Genomic DNA, 21684 nt, shown 5'->3' with positions numbered 1-21684 from the left:
TTCTGCCCATGCGAGAGTAGGTCATCGTCAGGCTCTTAATACCCAAACCCCAGCATCTCGCGATGCTGGGGTTTTTTATTGTCTGCGATTTGTCTAAACCCCCAATTCATGACGCCCCGCACAGTTACATTTCGTAAACCTGAGTAACCTTGGTTACATAACCAGACCGGCGTATCCAACCCGGCAACTCAGAGACGCTCATCAGTCTATCTGCCATCACCGCGACCACAGGGACAGCGGTTTGTTGAGGCGTGACTATGGGTACAAAAACCGCATTACTGCTATGCCTGGCGTTGGCCGCTTCGTCGTCCTATGCCGAGCTCCGTCCGATCACTGACACGCAGATGTCAGAAGTGACCGGTCAGGCCTTTATTTCTGTCGACCGCCAGTATCATCCTGCGCCGGAAGACAACATTGCCTACACCAGGGTCAATCTCGGTATGGATATTGATATTCAGACCGAGGCTGACGTGCTTGAGCTCGGCCGGTACGAACGGCACGGAGAGAAAGTCGGCACCTCGGATGTGCTGATCCGCAACTTTGCGCTGGGTTATATCAACAACCAGGCTTACTACGACGCCAACCCCAAGGCTCCCCGCACGTTCAAGCCAGATGGCAGCGCCTATGCCGAGGGTGAGATCGTGCCCTTCCACATCGATAGTCCGTTTTTCGAGTTCGCCTACGACCAGGCCACCCAGGAAATGGTCGGGGTCCGTCTCGGCTTCGGTAAGTCAATGGGGGTGTTGTCCGGCAACATTGAGACCTTAACCGGCAACGTCAATGTCAACATCATTGACCATGGGGAGGGGCTCTCCAGTGCAAGCTCATCCGGCAATATCTTTGATCAGTTGATCGTTCTGCTTACGCCTTTGCTCGAAGGTAACAGTCCGCTGGAAACAAAGGCGCGGCTGGTATACGGCGCTGACGGTGATCCGAACATTGGCTCCCTCGACCCGGTTCGGGCGGAGTATATCGGAGTGCCCGACGGCGAGAAGTTTGTGCTCAGGGATGCGGGCGGGTTTACCCGCTGGTCGGTCAAAAATCTGATTGGCTGGGGGTCAAGTTCAGAGATCGAAGTGCCCGGCTGTTCATTTTTCAGCTGTCCCTCCGGCGATATCTACGTGTATGCCAAAGACTGCCTGGTGTTGGGGATCGATTCCTGCTTTGACTTGGACATCTACAACAGCTTCCCCGTGGGACAGCTGGGTGAACAAAACGGCGTTCGCGCCATTACCGGTCCCGCTGACGGCGCTTTCATTTCGTTTCAGACCAGGGATTTGGACTGGCTCAAGGACGTCAGTAAGACTGACATGACCCCTGAAGATGTGGTGAGGGCAACCGCCGGTGCCTTCTTTAATATCCCGAATGGGGCAACGGAAGTGAATCTCCAGGAGGCGTTGATCGGCACACAGCGCTATCGCACCGAATACATCGATCGTGGCAAAGGCCTTTTCTAGGAAGCGTTGGTATGACACGTTTCGTTCGCCGCTATGCCCTAGGGAGCCTCCGCTACGTTGCGGTGTTGTTGTTAATCGTCAGTCTGCCTGCCCAGGCTGAGCTGCGAGGGCTATCTGAAGGAGAAATGTCCCGGATCGACGGCGCTGGCATCGGTTTGGTTCTGGAAAACTTCATTTTTTCCCATGGCACGGATCAGCCGGATGCCGATGGCAATCAGGCCCGCATTTTCCGGATATCCGGGCTCAAAAGCAGCGACGGTCGTGACGTGGACATCACGGTCAACCACCTGTACATCTCGGGGTCCGGCAGCAATTACGGTCAACTGCTGAAGCCCGTGAACCTGGGCCGCCTGATCAACCCATGGGAAATTGACGTCGTAGACGGCAATACGCTGGGCATTTCCGATATAGCCGTTCTGCAGCTGGCTGCGCCAACCCAGGTGGCTCCCGCGGACGGCTTTGACTGCTTTGGTGCGTCTGCCGCCCCGGGCAGTGGGACCTGTTCAAGCCGGCCCGCATCGGAGTCCTACATCGGAGAGCGCGCGGACATCGGGCTGCAGATGAACGTGGCCGTGGGTGACGACCGCTCGGCCAACATCAACATTCATGCGAAAAGCGCGGTGGTGGATGGCAGCTATTTGCGCCTCTGGGGTGACGATGATCGGCATCAGATGGTGGGAGAGTTCCGCCTCAACTTTTACTCTCCGGAAGTCTCCATTAATGCCTGCGCCCAGGACGGATCCAGCTGCGGCTCGCGCATCCTGATGAAAAATTTTGCCCTGGAGCTCGCGTTGGGGAACCGGCTGCAACCCCTGTACTTCGACGTAAACGGTTCTGGCAATTTTGAGGTCGACATCGCCGCGTTGCCGGCCCCCCGGCCCGGCGAGATCGGCGCAGATGGGCTGCGAAGCAGCAGCAACCCCCAGGCCTGGGACCGATACAACGCCTATTACACCAATCCTGAGTTCCGGGGCCGACTGGCGATCGGAAATTTCAGCGTCGGCGACAAGGACTTCGGGTCGGCGCGGATTGAGGGAATGCTGATTCAGCAGCTCCACATCCAGACCAAGGATCTTGCACCATGACGGTATTGCGCACGGTTGTGGTTGCCGCAACGCTGACCCTCCTGTCGTTTGCGTCGGTGGCGCGGGCCGACATGACCCGTCTGGGCGATGAGGATCTGGCGAGCGTTTCCGGCCAGGGTGGCATTTACCTGTCCGGGGACATCAGTATCAACGAAATGGGCGGTCCCATCGAAAACGACTACTTCGGTGCCTGTGACGATGCCACCAAAAAATGCGGTGCCCGTCTTGCTTGGCGGCTGAAAGAGAACGGCGGTTGGGTGGTGCTCGACGATATCCGGGGCAATTTCTCGTTCGAGGGACTGACTCTCCGGACGCGGTATATCGACTCGGGCTTTGGCGGCGACGGTGCACTGTTCAGCGGTGACGTGCTGGAGCTGGGCCTCCCCAATACCGTCCGTTTCAACGACGTCCGCTTCAAGATGGGGTTCAGTAACCTGCCCACGCCGACCGATCCGGGGTTTCAGCAGACGGATATCTTCACGGTGGATATGCGTGGGCAGGTCATCATGGAAGGCAATCTGCTGGTGTTCCCCAGCGGTACCCCCTGAGCAGGCAAGGGCAGGACCCACGATGACAAAGCGACTCTCACTGATCACCCTCCTCGCCGCCGTCACGTCATCCGCGGCAGTTGCGGATCTCAAGCGCCTTGACGACGAGACGCTCTCAGCCATTCAGGGGCAGAGCGGCATCACCCTGGAGATGGACCTTGGCCTTCGCGCGGACGGGCTATCCTACGTGGACGACGGAAACGCCGTGGAGCTTCGGGATGTCCGGGTAGGTTCGGCCAGCGATCCCGGCGGGACAGCACATCATCGTATCGATATTGATGTCCGCGACGATGCCTCGCTGAACCTGGACTATCTGATCGAAGACCGGCGTATTGAGTTTGGGGACGTTCGTCTGGCGGGCGCTCCCGGCGTTGGCATGGGGGGCGTCTTTTTCGACCACACCCTGGACGGCCACCTGACCCTGCGCCCCGGCGGTGCGACCGGCCATGGATACACCTTTGATACCGCCTACACCATGACCGGAGGCCGCCTGGGCTATCGCACCAACGGCAACGAGATTTTCCTCGACGACATGACCCTCACCACCGAGGCGCTGGGCGTCACTCTGGACGTGGTTGATGGCGCGTTGGCGTTGAACGTGCCCCGCATGACCGGGCAACTGGCGGTGGGGGCCATCCGGTTCAGTGGCAACCCGCTCAACCATGGGCGCAGTACCGATGTGACGACCGGCCTACCACTGGCCAGCTACGGCGGTATCCGCCTGGACTATGACCTCAGCTCCCATACCCGGTTGGCGGCCGGCGGCCGGGACGGGGAGGGCATGACGCTCAACCACGAGACCACCATTCACTCGGCCAATTTCCTGTACCTCGACGATGGCCATGCTCTGGCACTGCGGGACATTACCGGAGATTACCGCATCAATAACCTGACCATCGATGTGGCCCGGGACTGGCAGGACCGTCCTGCACTCGCGCTCGCCGTCGACTCCCTTGAGGGGACGTTCTCGGTCGGCGCCGTCGACGTCGGCGACAGTGGTCGGAGTTTCGGTCGGATCGACCTGAGTTTTCTGTTTGCCGACCAGAGCCATAACGGACAGTCCTACACCAACGCCCTTTACCTTCAGGGTGGCGGCCACCCGGATGCCGGCCCGCAGGGGCTCAGGCTCGCGGCGGAATGGAGCCTCAGCCTGTCGGATCTCAGCTACACCGAGGATGGCAATCGGGTCATTTTCAGCGGTCTGCAATCCTGGGGTCGCGGGGACGTGACGGTCAACGTGACCCGTCACGAAGTTCGCAATGGCACCCAGTTCTACGACGGCCTGCGCATTGGCTTTGACGGCGTGAAAGCAGGCTACCGAATCAACGGTCTGCGAGTGGGCAGTGAGGATGCGCCACTCCAGGGAGGGACGGAGTTGCTTCTGGCGCTCGGCATCTATCCGGCCTACGAATTCGAGCTGGATGGACAACTGACTCTGGCTCCCGGCGGTGCTTCCGGTGAGGGGCTCACCATCAATTCAGACATCCAGCTGCACAACGGTAAGGCGGCTGTGATCGCCGCACCTTACGATGAAGGGGCTGGAGAAATGCCTCAGAAAGGTCTGTGGTTGACCGAAGTGGAATACGACGGCCATGTCCGGGATATGACTCTGGATGTCACCGACGAGGGGGTGGTGCTGGGCGGAGGTGAAAGCTGGAGCACGATGGACATTGGCAATGTCCGGGTGGGGGATAAGTCGTCCGGCCAGAGTTTTGGGCGACTGGTGGTATCGCGATTTGAGAAAGGCAGCACGCTTACCCTCATACCGGGCGGAGCCGGGAATGTATGTGCCGGAGGGGTGGGTTCAACGGCAGGGGACTGTGCGGCCACTGGAGGTGTTTGGGAGATGCGCGGCGAAGAGGGGATGACCATTCGTCTCAAGCAGCTGCTGGCGCCGGCGGATGGCTCCGGCCGGCGCAATGCCCTGGCCTGGGAAACGAATCGGACTCGCGACGCACAGGGGCGGCCGGTGAATGGCACTGGCATGGCCGTGGTACTCGATAACATTTACACCAGCGATGGCGTGGACGCCAATGGAGATGGCGTTGATGACAATCGGTACGGCATCCGGACGGACCTGGCATTGGACGTCTATCAGACCCGGGTGATCAAGAAGCAGGACGGCCCCGATGCGCTGGGGGTTGTCGGCGCGAGGGGCGACGAGAAGATTCAGGACCCCTCGTCGGCGGCCGGTTACCGTTACGTCAGCAACCCGACTCCTGAGGATCGCCTGAACCGCCCTCTGGGCTTTGCCGTTCGTGCCGAATCGTCATTCCGGGAGCTGAACGTCGGCCGGGTCGACCTGGTGCACCCGGTGGGCGGCGCACAGACAGCGGTTTATGGCATCAAGCTGCAGAACATGAATCTGAAGGCGAACCTGACCGCCACGCCCATACCGTGAGGACGGCCTGCTTTTTGTAATTTGCAAGCCGCTGGTGTTTAATCCGGCGAGATTCACTTGCTGGACACCCAGATTGCCATGAAACCCAATGCCGTACTTTCGCTGCTCCAGGATGGCCAGGTCCATTCGGGGGAGCACCTTGCCGAACAGCTGGGCGTCAGTCGCACGGCGGTCTGGAAACAGTTGCGCAAAGCCATGGACGAAGGCTGCCAGATCGAGACGGTGAGAGGGCGGGGATACCGGCTGTTGCAGCCGGTGGATCTGCTCGATGAAGCGGACCTGGTGGCCGCGCTTGCCGACGATCAGCGGCGTCGGCTCAGCCTTACCCTGCTTGAGGCGGTGGACTCCACCAACGCCGAAGTCATTCGGCGTTGGCCCACGGCTGCAGGCATCCCCGTGTGCATTGCCGATTGCCAGACCGCTGGCCGGGGGCGGCGGGGTCGCACCTGGCAGAGCCCCAAGGGTGAAAACCTGTATATGAGCCTTGGATTGACGTTCCAGGGAGGGTTTGCGGCGCTGGACGGCCTCAGTCTCGTACTTGGGGTCGCGGTGGCTGAAGCCCTTGAATCCCTGGGCGCCGCCGAGGTCGGCCTGAAATGGCCGAACGACATCTTTGCGCCCGGAGGGAAGCTTGGTGGAATCCTGGTGGAGCTGCAGGGGGAATGGCAGGAGGGCATCGCCCAGGTCATTGTTGGTATCGGCATCAACGTACATATGAATGACGCCGGCGGCGTTGACCAGCCCTGGCGCAGCCTGGATCTGGCGTACCCGGAGCAGCACTGGTCCCGAAACCGGATTGCCGCGGCCATTCTCGGGCGAATCCTCGCCTGCAGTGATCAATTCGCCGGCGAGGGGTTTGCACCGTTCATCGAGCCCTGGCAAAGCCGGGACATCTTCCGGGATAAGGCGTTGCGGGCCAGGGATGGGGCGCTTGCCGGCATCGGTGCCGGCATTGATGCCAGCGGAAACTATCTGCTCGATACGGACGAGGGCCGCGTTGCAGTGCGCGCTGGCGAAATCAGTCTCCGGGCCGCCTCATGAGGCTGCTGATCGACGCGGGCAATACCCGGCTCAAGTGGTGCCTGGAGGTCGACGGTGAGGCGCCTCGCTACGGCAGCGGCGACAGTCAACGGGAGGATCCGCTTCACGGCGTGCCTGTTAACGTACCGGTGAGTAGGATTGCGATGTCTACGGTGGCGTCGGAAGCTCGCCGGAAAGCGCTAACCGCGTATCTGGAGCAGCGCTTTGGCGTGGTTCCCCGGTGTTACTGGTCAGAGTCGCATCGACAGGGGCTGGTCAATGCCTATGCGGCTCCTGAGCGCATGGGCGCCGATCGCTGGCATGGTATGTACGGTGCCTGGTGCCAGGGCGGGGGTGGTTTTGTACTGGTGGATGCCGGCAGCGCGATTACCGTCGATATGGTTGATCCCGCTGGCGCGCATCTTGGCGGTTATATCCTGCCGGGCGTTGGGATGATGCGACGGAGCCTGCAGTCGGATTCGGCGCGGGTTCGGTTTGCCGAGGCGCCGTTGGCCTCCGTTGAACCAGGTGCCAGCACCGACGAGTGTGTGCATCATGGCATTGCCTGGTTGCTGGCCGCTGCGGCAGAGCGGGTTGCCATGGACGCCCGGCGCAGCGGGTTGACCCGGATCCTGGTCACCGGCGGTGATGCGGAAGCGCTGATTCGCCTTGGGCTCGCCGGGCAGTGGCAGCCGCATATCGTCCTCGATGGGCTTTCGGCCGTAGACCGGGAAAGCCAGGCATGACCCGCTGGCTGCTGGTGCTTGTGCTGTGCCTGAACGCCGGGTTGTGGTGGCTCGCCGACCAGGGGCGCCCGTCCGATCGGTCGGGTGTGGTGGCCAGCGGCCCCTTGCCCCGGGTCAGTAGCTTACGGGTGGCCGCCGAGCGCCCGTCTGCCCAAGGGACGATGGACTGTGTGCGTCTTGGGTGGTTTGACCAGCCGGATGCGGCGCTGGCGCTGGCGGAAACAGTGCCGTTACTCGCGCATTGGCAGCCTGAGGTGCAGAAGGTGGTCCGGGAGCGGCCGCCGCTGTACTGGGTGATCCTGCCCCCGCGCCCCCACGATCAGGCCCTGCAGGACTTCCGGGATATACAGCGCCGGGGTATTGATTCGTACCTGGTGACCGAAGGCGAGTACCGGAACGCGATATCGCTGGGGTTGTTTGAGTCTCGGGAAGCGGCAATATCCGTGCTGGAAGAAAAAAAGCGCCAGAATCTCAATGCAGTACTAGCCAACTACCAGAGAAATCAGATAAGCTACGCCCTCGATTTTCAGGCTGAGCCGGACCTCGTAGAGCGTACGGTTCAGGCGGTTGCTGCGGATAGTGGGCACGATCTGGAACTTGTTGAAATCGACCCTTGCGAGGGTGTTGCAACGCCAGATAAAAGTCCGTAGTATACCGGCCTCGCTGACGAGGCGAACGTGAGCTGGCGTAGCTCAGTTGGTAGAGCAGCTGACTTGTAATCAGCAGGTCGGGGGTTCGATTCCGTCCGCCAGCTCCATTTAAGTTTTAAGCAGCGTCACCAGAGGTGAGGTTGTACGGGAGGGGTTCCCGAGTGGCCAAAGGGATCAGACTGTAAATCTGACGGCATCGCCTTCGCAGGTTCGAATCCTGCCCCCTCCACCACTTTATTGCTTGCGGGCATCGTATAGTGGCTATTACCTCAGCCTTCCAAGCTGATGACGCGGGTTCGATTCCCGCTGCCCGCTCCAATTTGGTTTTGCGCTCATGTAGCTCAGTTGGTAGAGCACACCCTTGGTAAGGGTGAGGTCGGCGGTTCAAATCCGCCCATGAGCTCCATTTTTAATCCGGTCAACGTTACAGTCCTGGTTGATTAGGGAGATTGGTCGAATGTCTAAAGCAAAATTTGAGCGTAATAAGCCGCACGTAAACGTGGGCACCATTGGTCACGTTGACCATGGTAAGACCACTCTGACCGCCGCCCTGACCCGTGTATGTCACGAAGTCTGGGGCACTGGCGAGAGCCGTGCATTCGACCAGATCGACAACGCTCCGGAAGAGCGCGCGCGTGGTATCACCATCGCGACCTCCCACGTTGAGTACGATTCCCCGACCCGTCACTACGCACACGTTGACTGCCCGGGCCACGCCGACTATGTGAAGAACATGATCACCGGCGCGGCACAGATGGACGGCGCTATCCTGGTGTGCTCCGCTGCTGACGGCCCCATGCCGCAGACCCGTGAGCACATCCTGCTGTCCCGTCAGGTTGGCGTACCGTTCATCGTCGTGTTCCTGAACAAGGCCGACATGGTGGACGACGAGGAGCTTCTGGAGCTGGTCGAGATGGAAGTTCGCGATCTGCTGAGCCAGTACGACTTCCCGGGCGACGACACCCCGATCATTACCGGCTCTGCGCTGATGGCGCTGGAAGGTAAAGACGACAACGAGATGGGCACCACCGCTGTCAAGAAGCTGGTCGAGGCCCTGGACGAGTACATCCCTGAGCCGGAGCGCGCGATTGATCAGCCGTTCCTGATGCCGATCGAGGACGTCTTCTCCATTTCCGGCCGTGGTACCGTGGTCACTGGCCGTGTTGAGCGGGGCGTGATCAAGGTTGGTGAGGAAATCGAGATTGTTGGTATCAAGGATACCGTCAAGACGACCTGTACCGGCGTTGAGATGTTCCGCAAGCTGCTGGACGAAGGCCGTGCCGGTGAGAACGTCGGTGTTCTGCTGCGTGGTACCAAGCGTGACGACGTTGAGCGTGGTCAGGTTCTGTGTAAGCCGGGTACCATCAAGCCGCACACCAAGTTCGAGTGCGAAGTGTACGTACTGTCCAAGGAAGAAGGTGGTCGTCATACCCCGTTCTTCAAGGGCTACCGCCCGCAGTTCTACTTCCGGACCACTGACGTGACCGGTTCTTGCGAACTGCCGGAAGGTGTTGAGATGGTAATGCCGGGTGACAACGTCAAGATGAGCGTCACCCTGATTGCTCCGATCGCCATGGAAGATGGCCTGCGCTTCGCGATTCGTGAAGGCGGTCGTACCGTTGGTGCCGGCGTGGTCTCCAAGATCCTGGAGTGACCGCTGGTCACTCAGGTTGTATGGCACTGAGTTGTTCGTTCGGTGCAGGCCAGTAGCTCAATTGGCAGAGCAGCGGTCTCCAAAACCGCAGGTTGGGGGTTCGATTCCCTCCTGGCCTGCCATTTTTTAACATCCGGATACATAAGCTGATTCCTATGGAGTCAAAAGCCGTTCAGTCAGCCAGCCGTTTCGATGTTGCGAAGTGGCTGGTTGTTTTTGTTCTGATTGCCGCCGGCGTGGTGGGTAATCAGTATTTCAGCGCCGAGTCTGTGCTGTATCGCGTGCTGGCTCTCGTAGGTCTTGGCATCGTAGCGGTTCTGATCGCGCTTCAAACCGGTCGCGGTCGCCGTTTTGCCCAGCTTCTCAAGGAAGCGCGCGTGGAGTTGCGGAAGGTCGTCTGGCCGACCCGCCCCGAGCTGATCCAGACAACAATGATTGTGGTTGTCTTTGTGCTCGTGCTTGCGCTGGTTCTGTGGGGCATGGACTCGCTGATCAGTTGGCTGGTCGCCGGATTCATAGGTTAACGGGAGTGGGCAATGGCTAAGCGCTGGTACGTGGTTCATGCGTATTCTGGCTTTGAGAAGCACGTAATGCGCACTCTGAAAGAGCGTGTTGCACTCAACGGCATGGAAGAGAAGTTCGGCGAGATTCTCGTGCCGACTGAAGAAGTCGTTGAAATGCGCGATGGCAAGAAGCGCAAGAGCGAACGCAAGTTCTATCCCGGGTACGTACTGGTCCAGATGGAAATGGACGACGCAACCTGGCACCTTGTGAAAAATACGCCTCGGGTACTTGGCTTTATTGGTGGCACCAAGGACAAGCCCGCGCCAATCACGGAGCGCGAGGCAGAGGCCATTCTTCGCCGCGTTGAAAGCGGCGTTGACAAGCCGAAGCCGAAGACTTTGTTCGAGCCGGGCGAAATTGTTCGCGTGGTTGAAGGTCCGTTTGCGGATTTCAATGGCGTGGTCGAAGAAGTGGACTACGACAAGAGTCGGGTCAAAGTAGCGGTTCTCATTTTCGGTCGGTCCACTCCGGTGGAGTTGGAGTTCAGTCAGGTCGAAAAGGACTGAGGACGCTCAGAAATCGGAAAGCTCGCGCGCGTTGGCGTTGCGGGCTTTTTGTGTCTGCAAGACGCAGTTGTTAAACCGGGGAGCCGAAAGGCGTTTGAACCCACAGGAGAACCATTATGGCAAAGAAGATTGACGCTTATATCAAGCTTCAGGTTGCTGCCGGCCAGGCCAACCCGAGCCCCCCCGTTGGTCCGGCGCTGGGTCAGCGCGGTGTCAACATTATGGAATTCTGCAAGGCGTTTAACGCCAAGACTCAGGGTATGGAGCCCGGTCTGCCGATTCCGACCGTTATCACCGTGTACAGCGACCGCAGCTTTACCTTTATCACCAAGACGCCGCCTGCGGCAGTCCTGCTGAAGAAAGCGGCTGGTATCAAGAGCGGCTCAGGTCGCCCGAATACCGACAAGGTTGGTACCGTGACTCGCGCTCAGCTCGAAGAAATCGCCAAGACCAAAGAGCCAGACCTGACTGCGGCCGATATGGACGCAGCGGTGCGCACCATTGCTGGAACTGCCCGCAGCATGGGCCTGAACGTGGAGGGCCTCTAACATGGCAAAACTGAGCAAGCGTCAGAAGCTGATTCGCGAAAAAGTCGACGCCACCCGTGCCTACTCCGTGGACGAGGCCGTTGCCCTCCTGGTTGAGCTGGGCCAGAGCGTCAAGTTCAAGGAGTCTCTGGACGTTGCCGTCAACCTGGGCGTTGATGCGCGTAAATCCGACCAGGTAGTCCGTAGCAGCACCGTCCTGCCTCACGGCACTGGCAAGAGCGTCCGTGTTGCGGTCTTTACCCAGGGTGCCAACGCCGACAAGGCGAAGGCCGCTGGTGCCGACATCGTCGGCATGGACGACCTCGCTGATGAAGTGAAGAAAGGCAACATGGATTTCGACGTGGTTATCGCGACCCCGGACGCCATGCGCGTTGTCGGTCAGCTGGGCCAGATTCTTGGTCCCCGCGGCCTGATGCCGAACCCGAAAGTGGGCACGGTAACTCCGGATGTCGAGACCGCAGTCAAGAACGCGAAAGCCGGTCAGGTTCGGTACCGTACCGACAAGAACGGTATTATCCACGCTCCGCTGGGTAACGTGGAATTCTCTGCCCAGACCATCAAGGAGAACCTTGAGGCTCTGGTGGCAGACCTGAAAAAGGCCAAGCCTGCGTCGTCAAAAGGCGTGTATCTGAAAAAGATCACCCTGTCGTCGACCATGGGTCCTGGCCTGACCATCGATCAGAGCGGTCTGAACATCTGATCGTCTGAACGATGGTAACTTTGTAGTCTAGGCGGAAGCCAAGGCTGTCAAAGACCGCAGGCCCCCGAGGTGCCCCGGCTCGTCACCGGGGAGCTAAAAGGGTTAAAGCAACGCCTGCGCAGACGGTGTGACGACGTTCTCTCTGAACCCAAACACCGTTCGGCGCCTCGCAAGAGGCTTAGATGGGTTTGCTGGCGCAAGCCGGCGAAATCGAGGAGAAAACCAGTGGCAATTAGACTCGAAGACAAGAAAGCGATCGTCGCTGAAGTCAACGAGACTGCTGGTACTGCTCTGTCTGTGGTTTTGGCTGACTATCGTGGTGTCACCTCCGGTGACATGACGGCGCTGCGTGCCAAGGCTCGTGCCGAGAATGTTCGCCTGAAGGTTGTTCGTAACAACCTGGCGAAGATTGCCATTCGCGGTACCGAGTTCGAGTGCATTGACCCGGCGCTGGTTGGTCCGACCATTCTGGCGTTCTCTATGGAAGATCCGGGTGCCGCTGCGCGCCTGCTGAAGGATTTTGCCAAAGAGAAAGAGGCGTTTGAGATCAAGGGTCTGGCCGTCGGCGGTGAGCTGATGGGCCCGGAACAGATCGACCGCCTGGCAAGCCTGCCGACGCTGCACGAAGCGTTGACCAGACTGGCCATCGTTACACAGGCACCAGTTACCAAGCTCGTACGCACCCTGAACGACATTCCGGGCAGGATCACGCGTGTTGTAGCTGCAGTCCGCGACCAGAAGCAAGAAGCTGCTTGATTCTGTTGAACACCATTTTTTACATTTTTGGGAGAAAGTCATGGCTCTGTCTAAAGACGATATTCTGAACGCAATTGCTGAAATGAGCGTCATGGAAGTGGTAGAACTCGTTGAAGCAATGGAAGAGAAATTCAACGTGTCTGCTGCTGCAGCCGTTGCCGCTGCTCCGGCTGCTGTCGCTGCTGGCGAAGCTGCTGAAGAGCAGACCGAGTTCGACGTGGTTCTGACCGGCGCTGGCGAGAAGAAAGTCAACGTTATCAAGGCCGTTCGTGAACTGACCGGTCTGGGTCTGAAAGAAGCGAAGGAAATGGTTGACGGTGCTCCGTCTACCGTTAAAGAAGCCGCTTCCAAAGCCGATGCCGAAGCAGCCAAGAAGAAGCTTGAGGAAGCAGGCGCTTCTGTTGAGCTCAAGTAATCGTCGGCTGTTGATCGACACCGTGCATTAGCATGGACAGGCTGGTGGCTTTTCGCCACCGGCCTTTTTCTGTTGTATATGCTATAGAGTCTGGTGTTCACGAACAGGGTAGTCCCTGATCGGTAACCTACGGCCAGAGTCTTGTCCAAGACGGCGCGATATGCCGAGCAATTCGGCCCCGAAGCAGAATTTTGGTTGCTTCTTGATACCAGGTATCAGGTCTAAAGCTGGGGAATGCAGATGACTTACTCCTACACTGAGAAAAAGCGGATTCGCAAAGACTTTCGTAAATTGCCTTCCGTGATGGACGTCCCCTATTTGCTGTCTATTCAGCTGGATTCGTTCCGGGACTTCCTGCAAATGGAAGCCGCTGCCGAGGACCGTCGGGAAACCGGTCTTCACGCAGCCTTCAAATCCGTATTCCCGATTGTCAGTTACTCTGGCAATGCCGCGCTCGAATATGTGAGCTATCGCATTGGCGAGCCGGTGTTTGATGTCAAGGAATGCCAGCTTCGGGGTGTTACCTACGCAGCGCCGCTGCGCGTCAAAGTCCGTCTGATCATTTACGATAAAGAATCGTCTAACAAGGCCATCAAGGACATCAAGGAGCAGGAAGTCTACATGGGCGAAATGCCCCTGATGACCGAGAACGGCACCTTTATCGTGAACGGCACCGAGCGCGTCATCGTGTCTCAGCTGCACCGTTCACCGGGTGTGTTCTTCGATCACGACAAGGGCAAGACCCACTCCTCCGGCAAGCTCCTGTACTCTGCCCGGGTGATTCCTTACCGTGGTTCCTGGCTCGATTTCGAATTCGATCCGAAGGACAGCGTATTCGTGCGCATCGACCGTCGCCGGAAACTGCCCGCGACCATCCTGCTGCGCGCCTTGGGCTATTCCTCCGAGCAGATGCTGGGTATGTTCTTTGATACCAGCAAGTTCAGCCTCGGCGAGGAAACCTGCAAACTTGAGCTGGTACCCAGCCGTCTGCGAGGCGATATCGCCACCTTCGACATCAAGGACAATGACGGTAACGTGATTGTCGAGGAAGGTCGCCGGATTACCGCGCGCCACATCAAGCAGCTTGAAAAAGCCGGCATCAGCGAACTGGAAGTGCCAACCGAGTATCTGTACGGCCGTGTCCTGGCCAAGGACATGATCGACCAGTCCTCCGGCGAAGTATTGGTGGAGTGCAACACCGAACTGTCCGAAGACGTCGTGAAGAAAATCCTGGACGCGGGCGTCCAGCAGATCGAGACCCTGTACACCAACGATCTCGACTGCGGTCCGTTCATGTCCGATACCCTGCGCATCGATCCGACCCGCAGCCAGCTCGAATCGCTGGTTGAGATCTATCGGATGATGCGTCCGGGCGAGCCGCCCACCAAAGAGTCGGCGGAAAACCTGTTCAACAACCTGTTCTTCTCCGAGGAGCGGTATGACCTGTCCGGCGTTGGCCGGATGAAGCTCAACCGTCGCCTGGGTCGGGCCGAGAGCACGGGTTCCGGTACGCTGACCAACGATGACATCATCGATGTGCTGCGCACCCTGATTAACATCCGTAACGGCCAGGGCAACGTGGACGACATCGATAACCTGGGTAACCGTCGCGTGCGGTGCGTGGGTGAGATGGCCGAGAACCAGTTCCGCGTGGGCCTCGTGCGCGTCGAGCGCGCGGTCCGTGAGCGTCTGAGCCTGGCGGAAAGCGAAGGCCTGATGCCTCAGGACCTGATCAATGCCAAGCCCGTGGCGGCGGCGGTCAAGGAGTTCTTCGGCTCCAGCCAGCTGTCCCAGTTCATGGACCAGAACAACCCGCTGTCCGAGGTTACCCACAAGCGTCGTATTTCCGCGCTTGGGCCTGGCGGCCTGACCCGCGAGCGTGCCGGCTTTGAGGTTCGTGACGTCCACCCGACCCATTACGGCCGCGTGTGCCCGATCGAAACCCCGGAAGGCCCGAACATCGGTCTGATCAACTCCCTGGCCACCTACGCCCGAGCCAACTCCTACGGCTTCCTGGAAAGCCCGTACCGGAAAGTAGTTGACGGCGTGGTTACCGACGAGTTGGTGTACCTGTCCGCCATCGAAGAGAGCAATTATGTGATCGCCCAGGCCAGTGCGGCCACGGACGACAACAAGCGCCTCACCGATGAGCTGGTTACGGTGCGTCACCAGAACGAATTTACCGTGGCGCCTCCCGAGGCCGTCAACTTCATGGACGTGTCTCCGCGCCAGGTGGTGTCCGTTGCCGCGTCGCTGATTCCGTTCCTGGAGCACGACGACGCCAACCGGGCCTTGATGGGTGCGAACATGCAACGTCAGGCGGTGCCGACGCTCAGGTCCCAGGTGCCGCTGGTCGGTACCGGTGTTGAGCGCACCGTGGCCCAGGACTCCGGCGTCTGTGTCAGCGCCCGTCGCGGCGGTGTCATCGAGAGCGTGGACGCGGCGCGGATCGTGGTCCGGGTGAACGATGATGAAACCGCGGCCGGTGATGCGGGCGTGGACATCTACAACCTGACCAAGTACACCCGCTCCAACCAGAACACCTGCATCAACCAGCGCTCCATTGTGCGCCAGGGCGATGTGGTGGCGCGTGGTGACGTGCTGGCCGACGGTCCGTCTGTGGATCTGGGTGAGCTGGCCCTGGGCCAGAACATGCGCATCGCGTTCATGCCGTGGAACGGTTACAACTTCGAGGACTCCATCCTGATCTCGGAAAAAGTGGTTCAGGAAGATCGCCTGACCACCATCCATATTCAGGAGCTCACCTGTGTGGCCCGGGACACCAAGCTGGGCAGTGAGGAAATCACCGCGGACATCCCGAACGTGGGTGAAAGCGCGCTGTCCAAGCTGGACGAGTCCGGGATTGTCTACATCGGTGCCGAAGTAGGCCCCGGTGACATCCTGGTGGGCAAGGTGACGCCGAAGGGCGAAACCCAACTGACCCCGGAAGAGAAGCTGCTGCGTGCCATCTTCGGCGAGAAGGCCTCAGACGTTAAGGATACGTCCCAGCGCGTGCCGACCGGCACCCGCGGTACCGTCATCGACGTTCAGGTCTTCACCCGTGACGGCATCGAAAAGGACGCCCGGGCACTGTCCATTGAGAAAGAGCAGCTGGACAAGTACCGGAAGGACCTCAAGGACGAGTACCGCATCGTCGAAGGCGCGACCTACGAGCGTCTGATGAGCGCCCTCAAAGGCCAGGAAGTCATCAGCGGCCCGGGCCTGAAGAAAGGCGCGACCCTGGACGAGGCGTACCTCGCTGATCTGCCGCGGGCGGACTGGTTCAAGCTCCGGATGAAGGACGAAGGCCTTAACGAGCTGCTGGAGAAGTCCGAGCAGGGTCTGGAAGAGCGCAAGAAAGAGCACGAAGCGCGCTTTGACGACAAGAAGGGCAAGCTGCAGCAGGGCGACGATCTGGCGCCGGGCGTACTCAAGATCGTCAAGGTCTACCTGGCCATCAAGCGCCGCATCCAGCCGGGCGACAAGATGGCCGGTCGTCACGGGAACAAAGGTGTTATCTCGGCGGTCATGCCCATTGAGGACATGCCGTACGACGAGCACGGCACCACCGTAGACATCGTCCTGAACCCGCTGGGTGTTCCGTCCCGGATGAACGTGGGCCAGGTACTGGAGACTCACCTCGGTGCGGCCGCCAAGGGCCTGGGTGAGAAGATCAGCCGCATGCTGGACGAGCAGCGCAAGATTGCTGAGCTGCGCCAGCTGTTGGATGAGATCTACAACCACTCGGACGAAGTCTTCAAGGTGGATCTGGATTCCCTGAACGATCGGGAAATCCTGGAGCTGTGCGACAACCTGCGCAACGGCGTACCGATGGCAACGCCGGTGTTTGACGGTGCCAAGGAAGCTGAGGTCAAGCGCATGCTTGAGCTGGCCGACATGGACACCAGCGGGCAGGTGAAGCTGTACGACGGCCGTACCGGCGATGCGTTTGACCGTCCGGTGACCGTGGGCTACATGTACATGCTCAAGCTCAACCACCTGATCGACGACAAGATGCACGCTCGTTCCACCGGTTCCTACAGCCTGGTGACCCAGCAGCCGCTGGGTGGTAAGGCGCAGTTCGGTGGCCAGCGGTTCGGTGAGATGGAAGTGTGGGCTCTGGAGGCATACGGCGCGGCCTATACCCTCCAGGAGATGCTTACCGTCAAGTCGGACGACGTCAACGGACGGACCAAGATGTACAAGAACATCGTCGATGGCGATCACCGTATGGAGCCGGGCATGCCCGAGTCCTTCAACGTTCTTGTCAAGGAGATCCGCTCGCTGGGTATCGACATCGAGCTGGAATCCGAGTGAGCCGACTTGTTTTTGGCAGCGTGTGCGGGCACGTCCAGTGCCCGCCCGAGATTAACGCCATCCGGAGCTTTTACTGATGAAAGATTTGCTGAATCTTCTCAAGAACCAGAATCAGAGTAAGGAATTCGACGCCATCCGCATTGGCCTGGCGTCTCCGGACATGATTCGCTCCTGGTCCTACGGGGAAGTCAAGAAACCCGAGACCATCAACTACCGGACGTTCAAGCCTGAGCGTGACGGCCTGTTCTGCGCCAAGATCTTTGGCCCGATCAAGGATTACGAGTGCCTGTGCGGCAAGTACAAGCGCCTGAAGCACCGCGGCGTCATCTGTGAGAAGTGCGGCGTTGAAGTCGCACTGGCCAGCGTGCGCCGTGAGCGCATGGGCCACATCGAGCTGGCCAGCCCGGTGGCTCACATCTGGTTCCTGAAGTCCCTGCCGTCCCGGATCGGCATGATGCTGGACATGACCCTGCGGGACATCGAGCGGGTCCTGTACTTCGAGTCGTTCATCGTGATCGACCCGGGCATGACCACCCTCGAGAAAGGCCAGCTGCTGAACGATGAGCAGTACTACGAGGCCCTCGAGGAGTTCGGTGACGAGTTCGACGCCCGCATGGGTGCCGAGGCCATCAAGGAGCTGCTTGAAGCCATCGATCTGCAGACGGAAGTGGACACTCTGCGGGAAGAGATTCCCCAGACCAACTCCGAGACCAAGATCAAGAAGCTGACCAAGCGTCTGAAGATTCTTGAGGCCTTCCTGTTCTCCGGCAACCGCCCGGGCGACATGGTCATGACCGTGCTGCCGGTGCTGCCGCCGGATCTGCGCCCGCTGGTTCCGCTGGACGGTGGCCGGTTCGCCACCTCCGACCTGAACGATCTGTACCGTCGGGTGATCAACCGGAACAACCGTCTCAAGCGCCTGCTGGAGCTGAACGCGCCGGACATCATCGTGCGTAACGAAAAACGCATGCTGCAGGAAGCGGTGGATGCCCTGCTGGACAACGGCCGCCGTGGCCGTGCCATCACCGGCACCAACAAGCGCCCGCTGAAGTCCCTGGCCGACATGATCAAGGGCAAGCAAGGCCGGTTCCGTCAGAACCTGCTGGGTAAGCGCGTCGACTACTCCGGCCGTTCCGTGATCGTGGTCGGTCCGTACCTGCGCCTGCATCAGTGCGGTCTGCCCAAGAAGATGGCGCTGGAACTCTTCAAGCCGTTCATTTTCTCCAAGCTGGAGCATCGCGGCCTGGCCACCACCATCAAGGCGGCCAAGAAGATGGTCGAGCGCGAGGAAGGCGTGGTCTGGGATATCCTGGACGAGGTCATCCGCGAGCATCCGATCATGCTGAACCGGGCGCCGACTCTGCACCGTCTGGGTATCCAGGCGTTCGAGCCGGTTCTGATCGAAGGCAAGGCCATCCAGCTGCACCCGCTGGTGTGTGCGGCCTACAACGCCGACTTCGACGGTGACCAGATGGCGGTTCACGTACCGCTGACCCTGGAAGCCCAGCTTGAAGCCCGTGCGCTGATGATGTCCACCAACAACGTGCTGTCCCCGGCCAACGGCGAGCCGATCATCGTGCCGTCCCAGGACGTGGTTCTGGGCCTGTACTACATGACCCGTGAGCGCCACGCCGCCCAGGGCGAGGGCATGGTGTTCTCTGACATCAAGGAAGCGCATCGCGCTTACGGTGCTGGAAAGGTCGATCTGCAGGCCAAGGTCAAGGTCCGGGTCAAGCAGGTCGTCTTTGATGAGAGCGGCGAGCGCATTGAGTCCAGCCTCCTGGTGGATACCACCGTTGGCCGCGCCATTCTGTTCGACATCGTTCCGGACGGCCTGCCGTTCGAGCTGGTCAATCGCCCGATGGTGAAGAAGGCGATTTCCGCCCTGATCAATACCTGCTACCGCGATGCAGGCCTTAAGGACACGGTCATTTTTGCCGACCAGCTGATGTACATGGGCTACCACTACGCCACTCGGTCCGGTATCTCCATCGGCTTCAACGATTTCGAGATTCCGCCGGAGAAGTACGAGCTGGTGGACGCCGCCTCGGATGAGGTGAAGGACATCGAGAACCAGTACGCGTCCGGTCTTCTGACCCAGGGCGAGAAGTACAACAAGGTTATCGATATCTGGTCCCGGGCCAACGACAAGGTCTCCAAGGCCATGATGGAGCGCTTGTCCAAGCAGCCGGTTATCGGCCCGGATGGGCAGCCGGTCAAAGGTGAGGACGGCGACGTCCTGATGCAGGAGTCGTTCAACTCGGTCTACATGATGGCCGATTCTGGCGCCCGGGGTTCCGCGGCCCAGATCCGTCAGTTGGCCGGTATGCGGGGCCTGATGGCGAAGCCGGACGGCTCCATCATTGAGACGCCGATTACCGCTAACTTCCGTGAAGGTCTGAACGTACTGCAGTACTTCATCTCCACACACGGTGCCCGGAAAGGTCTGGCGGATACCGCCCTGAAGACCGCGAACTCCGGTTACCTGACCCGTCGTCTGGTGGACGTGTCCCAGGACCTGGTGGTGACCGAAGAAGACTGCGGTACCGAAGAAGGCCTGTTGATGACGCCGCACATCGAGGGCGGCGACGTGGTTGTGCCCCTGGGTGACCGGGTGCTTGGCCGGGTGACCGCCCGCGACGTGTTCACGCCGACCGACAAGGACAACGCGGTGGTTTCCGCCGGCACGTTGCTGGACGAGAAAACCGTCGAGATGATCGAGCGGGCTGGTGTGGACGAGGTGTGGGTGCGTTCTGCGATCACCTGTGACACCCGCCACGGCATCTGCTCCAAGTGCTACGGCCGTGATCTGGCCCGTGGCCATCAGGTCAACGTGGGCGAAGCGGTCGGTGTTATCGCGGCCCAGTCCATCGGTGAGCCGGGTACCCAGCTGACCATGCGGACCTTCCACATCGGTGGCGCCGCCAGCCGGGCCTCCGCCGTGGACAACATTCAGGTCAAGCACGGCGGTACCGTTCGCCTGCACAACCTGAAGTCGATCGAGAAGACCGACGGTTCCCTGGTGGTGGTCTCCCGCTCCTCAGCGCTGGCCATTGCCGACGATCAGGGCCGTGAGCGCGAGTGGTACAAGCTGCCCTACGGCGCGGTGCTGTCCGTCAAGAACGGCGATGCGGTCGAGGCCGGTGTCGTGGTTGCCAAGTGGGATCCGCACACGCACCCGATCATTGCCGAGGCCAAGGGCGTGGCGAAGTTCGTCAACATGGAGCAGGGCATTACTGTCCGCACCCAGACCGACGAGCTGACCGGCCTGTCCACTATGGAGGTTCTGGATTCGAAAGAGCGTCCGGCGGCCGGCAAAGACCTGCGCCCGGGTATCCAGGTTCTGGATGAAGCCGGCAACGACGTTGAGCTGCCCGGTGGCGCTGCCGCCATGTACTTCCTGCCCGCCAACGCACTGGTGACCATGGCCAACGGTGCGAAGATCGAGCTGGGTGACGTGGTTGCGCGGATTCCGCAGGAAAGCTCCAAGACCCGGGATATTACCGGTGGTCTGCCGCGGGTTGCCGACCTGTTCGAGGCCCGTCGCCCGAAAGAGTCGTCCATCCTGGCGGAAATCAGCGGCACCATTTCCTTCGGTAAGGAAACCAAGGGCAAGAAGCGTCTCGTGATCACACCGAAAGACAGTGATCCGTACGAGGTACTGATTCCCAAGCATCGCCAGATGAACGTGTTCGAAGGCGAGACCGTGGAAAAGGGCGAAGTCATCTCCGATGGTCCGTCCAACCCCCACGACATCCTGCGCCTGCTGGGCGTGGTTGAACTGGCGAAGTACATCACCAACGAAATCCAGGACGTTTACCGTCTGCAGGGCGTGGTGATCAACGACAAGCACATTGAAGTGATTGTTCGCCAGATGCTGCGCAAGGTTGAGATTACCGACGCCGGCGACACCACGCTGTTGTCCGGCGACCAGGTGGAAATCACCCAGGTGCTGGAGGAGAACGAGAAGGCGCTGGCGGCGGACAAGGATCCGGCCCGCTTCGAGCGGCTGCTGCTGGGCATCACCAAGGCCTCTCTGGCCACCGAGTCGTTCATCTCCGCGGCCTCCTTCCAGGAGACCACGCGGGTACTGACCGAAGGCGCGGTGACCGGCAAGCGGGACTACCTGCGCGGCCTGAAGGAAAACGTGGTGGTTGGCCGTCTGATCCCGGCCGGTACCGGCCTGGCCTATCACAGCGAGCGTCGTCGCAAGCGTGATCTGGCCGAGCAGGGCGTCACCGCGGCGGACGTGGAAGAAGCGCTGAGCGCCGAGCTCAACCGCGAGCTCTGAGCCCGCAAACCAGCCCAGGGCAGCGG

16 protein-coding genes and 5 tRNA genes are annotated in these 21684 nt (G+C 60.0%); all 21 read left to right on the top strand.

Features of this window, described 5'->3' with window-relative positions; translation table 11 throughout:
- Positions 1-257 precede the first annotated feature (257 nt).
- Entirely contained in the window at positions 258-1457 is a 1200-nt protein-coding gene (locus tag V3388_RS15545) for a DUF6160 family protein (RefSeq protein ID WP_336368483.1), read from the top strand.
- Between the two features lie 125 nt (positions 1458-1582).
- Positions 1583-2542 (top strand): hypothetical protein, encoded by a 960-nt coding sequence (locus V3388_RS15540; RefSeq protein ID WP_336368482.1) that lies wholly within the window; start codon positions 1583-1585, stop codon positions 2540-2542.
- Positions 2539-3090, top strand: coding sequence for a hypothetical protein (locus tag V3388_RS15535; protein WP_336368481.1), 552 nt, complete (start codon positions 2539-2541; stop codon positions 3088-3090). The genes V3388_RS15540 and V3388_RS15535 overlap by 4 nt, the downstream gene beginning before the upstream one ends.
- Before the next feature lie 22 nt (positions 3091-3112).
- On the top strand, positions 3113-5491 hold the full coding sequence (locus tag V3388_RS15530) for a DUF6160 family protein (protein ID WP_336368480.1): 2379 nt from the start codon (positions 3113-3115) through the stop codon (positions 5489-5491).
- A gap of 78 nt (positions 5492-5569) precedes the next feature.
- Complete coding sequence (locus V3388_RS15525) at positions 5570-6532, top strand: biotin--[acetyl-CoA-carboxylase] ligase (RefSeq protein ID WP_336368485.1); 963 nt, start codon at positions 5570-5572, stop codon at positions 6530-6532.
- Entirely contained in the window at positions 6529-7257 is a 729-nt protein-coding gene (locus V3388_RS15520; RefSeq protein ID WP_336368479.1) for a type III pantothenate kinase, read from the top strand. Before V3388_RS15525 ends, V3388_RS15520 begins: the two co-directional genes overlap by 4 nt.
- Positions 7254-7907, top strand: coding sequence for a hypothetical protein (locus tag V3388_RS15515; RefSeq protein ID WP_336368478.1), 654 nt, complete (start codon positions 7254-7256; stop codon positions 7905-7907). The genes V3388_RS15520 and V3388_RS15515 overlap by 4 nt, the downstream gene beginning before the upstream one ends.
- Before the next feature lie 31 nt (positions 7908-7938).
- Positions 7939-8014 (top strand) — tRNA-Thr (locus tag V3388_RS15510).
- A gap of 40 nt (positions 8015-8054) precedes the next feature.
- Positions 8055-8139, top strand: a tRNA-Tyr gene (locus tag V3388_RS15505).
- Positions 8140-8150: 11 nt separating this feature from the next.
- A tRNA-Gly gene (locus V3388_RS15500) sits at positions 8151-8225 on the top strand.
- Positions 8226-8237: 12 nt separating this feature from the next.
- Positions 8238-8313: transfer RNA gene (locus V3388_RS15495), tRNA-Thr, on the top strand.
- A gap of 51 nt (positions 8314-8364) precedes the next feature.
- Complete coding sequence (gene tuf / locus V3388_RS15490) at positions 8365-9561, top strand: elongation factor Tu (RefSeq protein WP_336368468.1); 1197 nt, start codon at positions 8365-8367, stop codon at positions 9559-9561.
- 46 nt (positions 9562-9607) lie between these two features.
- Positions 9608-9683 (top strand) — tRNA-Trp (locus tag V3388_RS15485).
- Positions 9684-9716: 33 nt separating this feature from the next.
- Positions 9717-10085: a preprotein translocase subunit SecE gene (secE, locus tag V3388_RS15480; protein ID WP_336368477.1), complete on the top strand. Its 369-nt coding sequence runs from the start codon at positions 9717-9719 to the stop codon at positions 10083-10085.
- A gap of 12 nt (positions 10086-10097) precedes the next feature.
- Positions 10098-10631: a transcription termination/antitermination protein NusG gene (gene nusG / locus V3388_RS15475; protein WP_336368476.1), complete on the top strand. Its 534-nt coding sequence runs from the start codon at positions 10098-10100 to the stop codon at positions 10629-10631.
- Positions 10632-10747: 116 nt separating this feature from the next.
- Positions 10748-11179 carry a 50S ribosomal protein L11 gene (rplK, locus tag V3388_RS15470; protein WP_336368475.1) on the top strand — a complete coding sequence of 144 codons (432 nt, stop codon included), beginning with the start codon at positions 10748-10750 and terminating at the stop codon, positions 11177-11179.
- Position 11180: 1 nt separating this feature from the next.
- Positions 11181-11879 (top strand): 50S ribosomal protein L1, encoded by a 699-nt coding sequence (rplA, locus tag V3388_RS15465; protein ID WP_336368474.1) that lies wholly within the window; start codon positions 11181-11183, stop codon positions 11877-11879.
- A 225-nt stretch (positions 11880-12104) separates the two neighbouring features.
- A complete protein-coding gene (gene rplJ / locus V3388_RS15460; protein WP_336368473.1) occupies positions 12105-12635 on the top strand; it encodes a 50S ribosomal protein L10 in 531 nt (176 codons plus the stop codon).
- Positions 12636-12675: 40 nt separating this feature from the next.
- Entirely contained in the window at positions 12676-13050 is a 375-nt protein-coding gene (gene rplL, locus V3388_RS15455; RefSeq protein WP_336368472.1) for a 50S ribosomal protein L7/L12, read from the top strand.
- A 240-nt stretch (positions 13051-13290) separates the two neighbouring features.
- Entirely contained in the window at positions 13291-17367 is a 4077-nt protein-coding gene (rpoB, locus tag V3388_RS15450; RefSeq protein ID WP_336368471.1) for a DNA-directed RNA polymerase subunit beta, read from the top strand.
- 76 nt (positions 17368-17443) lie between these two features.
- Positions 17444-21658: a DNA-directed RNA polymerase subunit beta' gene (gene rpoC / locus V3388_RS15445; RefSeq protein ID WP_336368470.1), complete on the top strand. Its 4215-nt coding sequence runs from the start codon at positions 17444-17446 to the stop codon at positions 21656-21658.
- Positions 21659-21684 lie beyond the last annotated feature (26 nt).

The organism is Marinobacter sp. C2H3, from assembly GCF_037080155.1.
In the GTDB taxonomy this organism is placed as follows: domain Bacteria; phylum Pseudomonadota; class Gammaproteobacteria; order Pseudomonadales; family Oleiphilaceae; genus Marinobacter.
The sequence above is the reverse complement of the archived record's forward strand: the minus strand, read 5'-3'. Positions and strand labels throughout refer to the sequence as shown.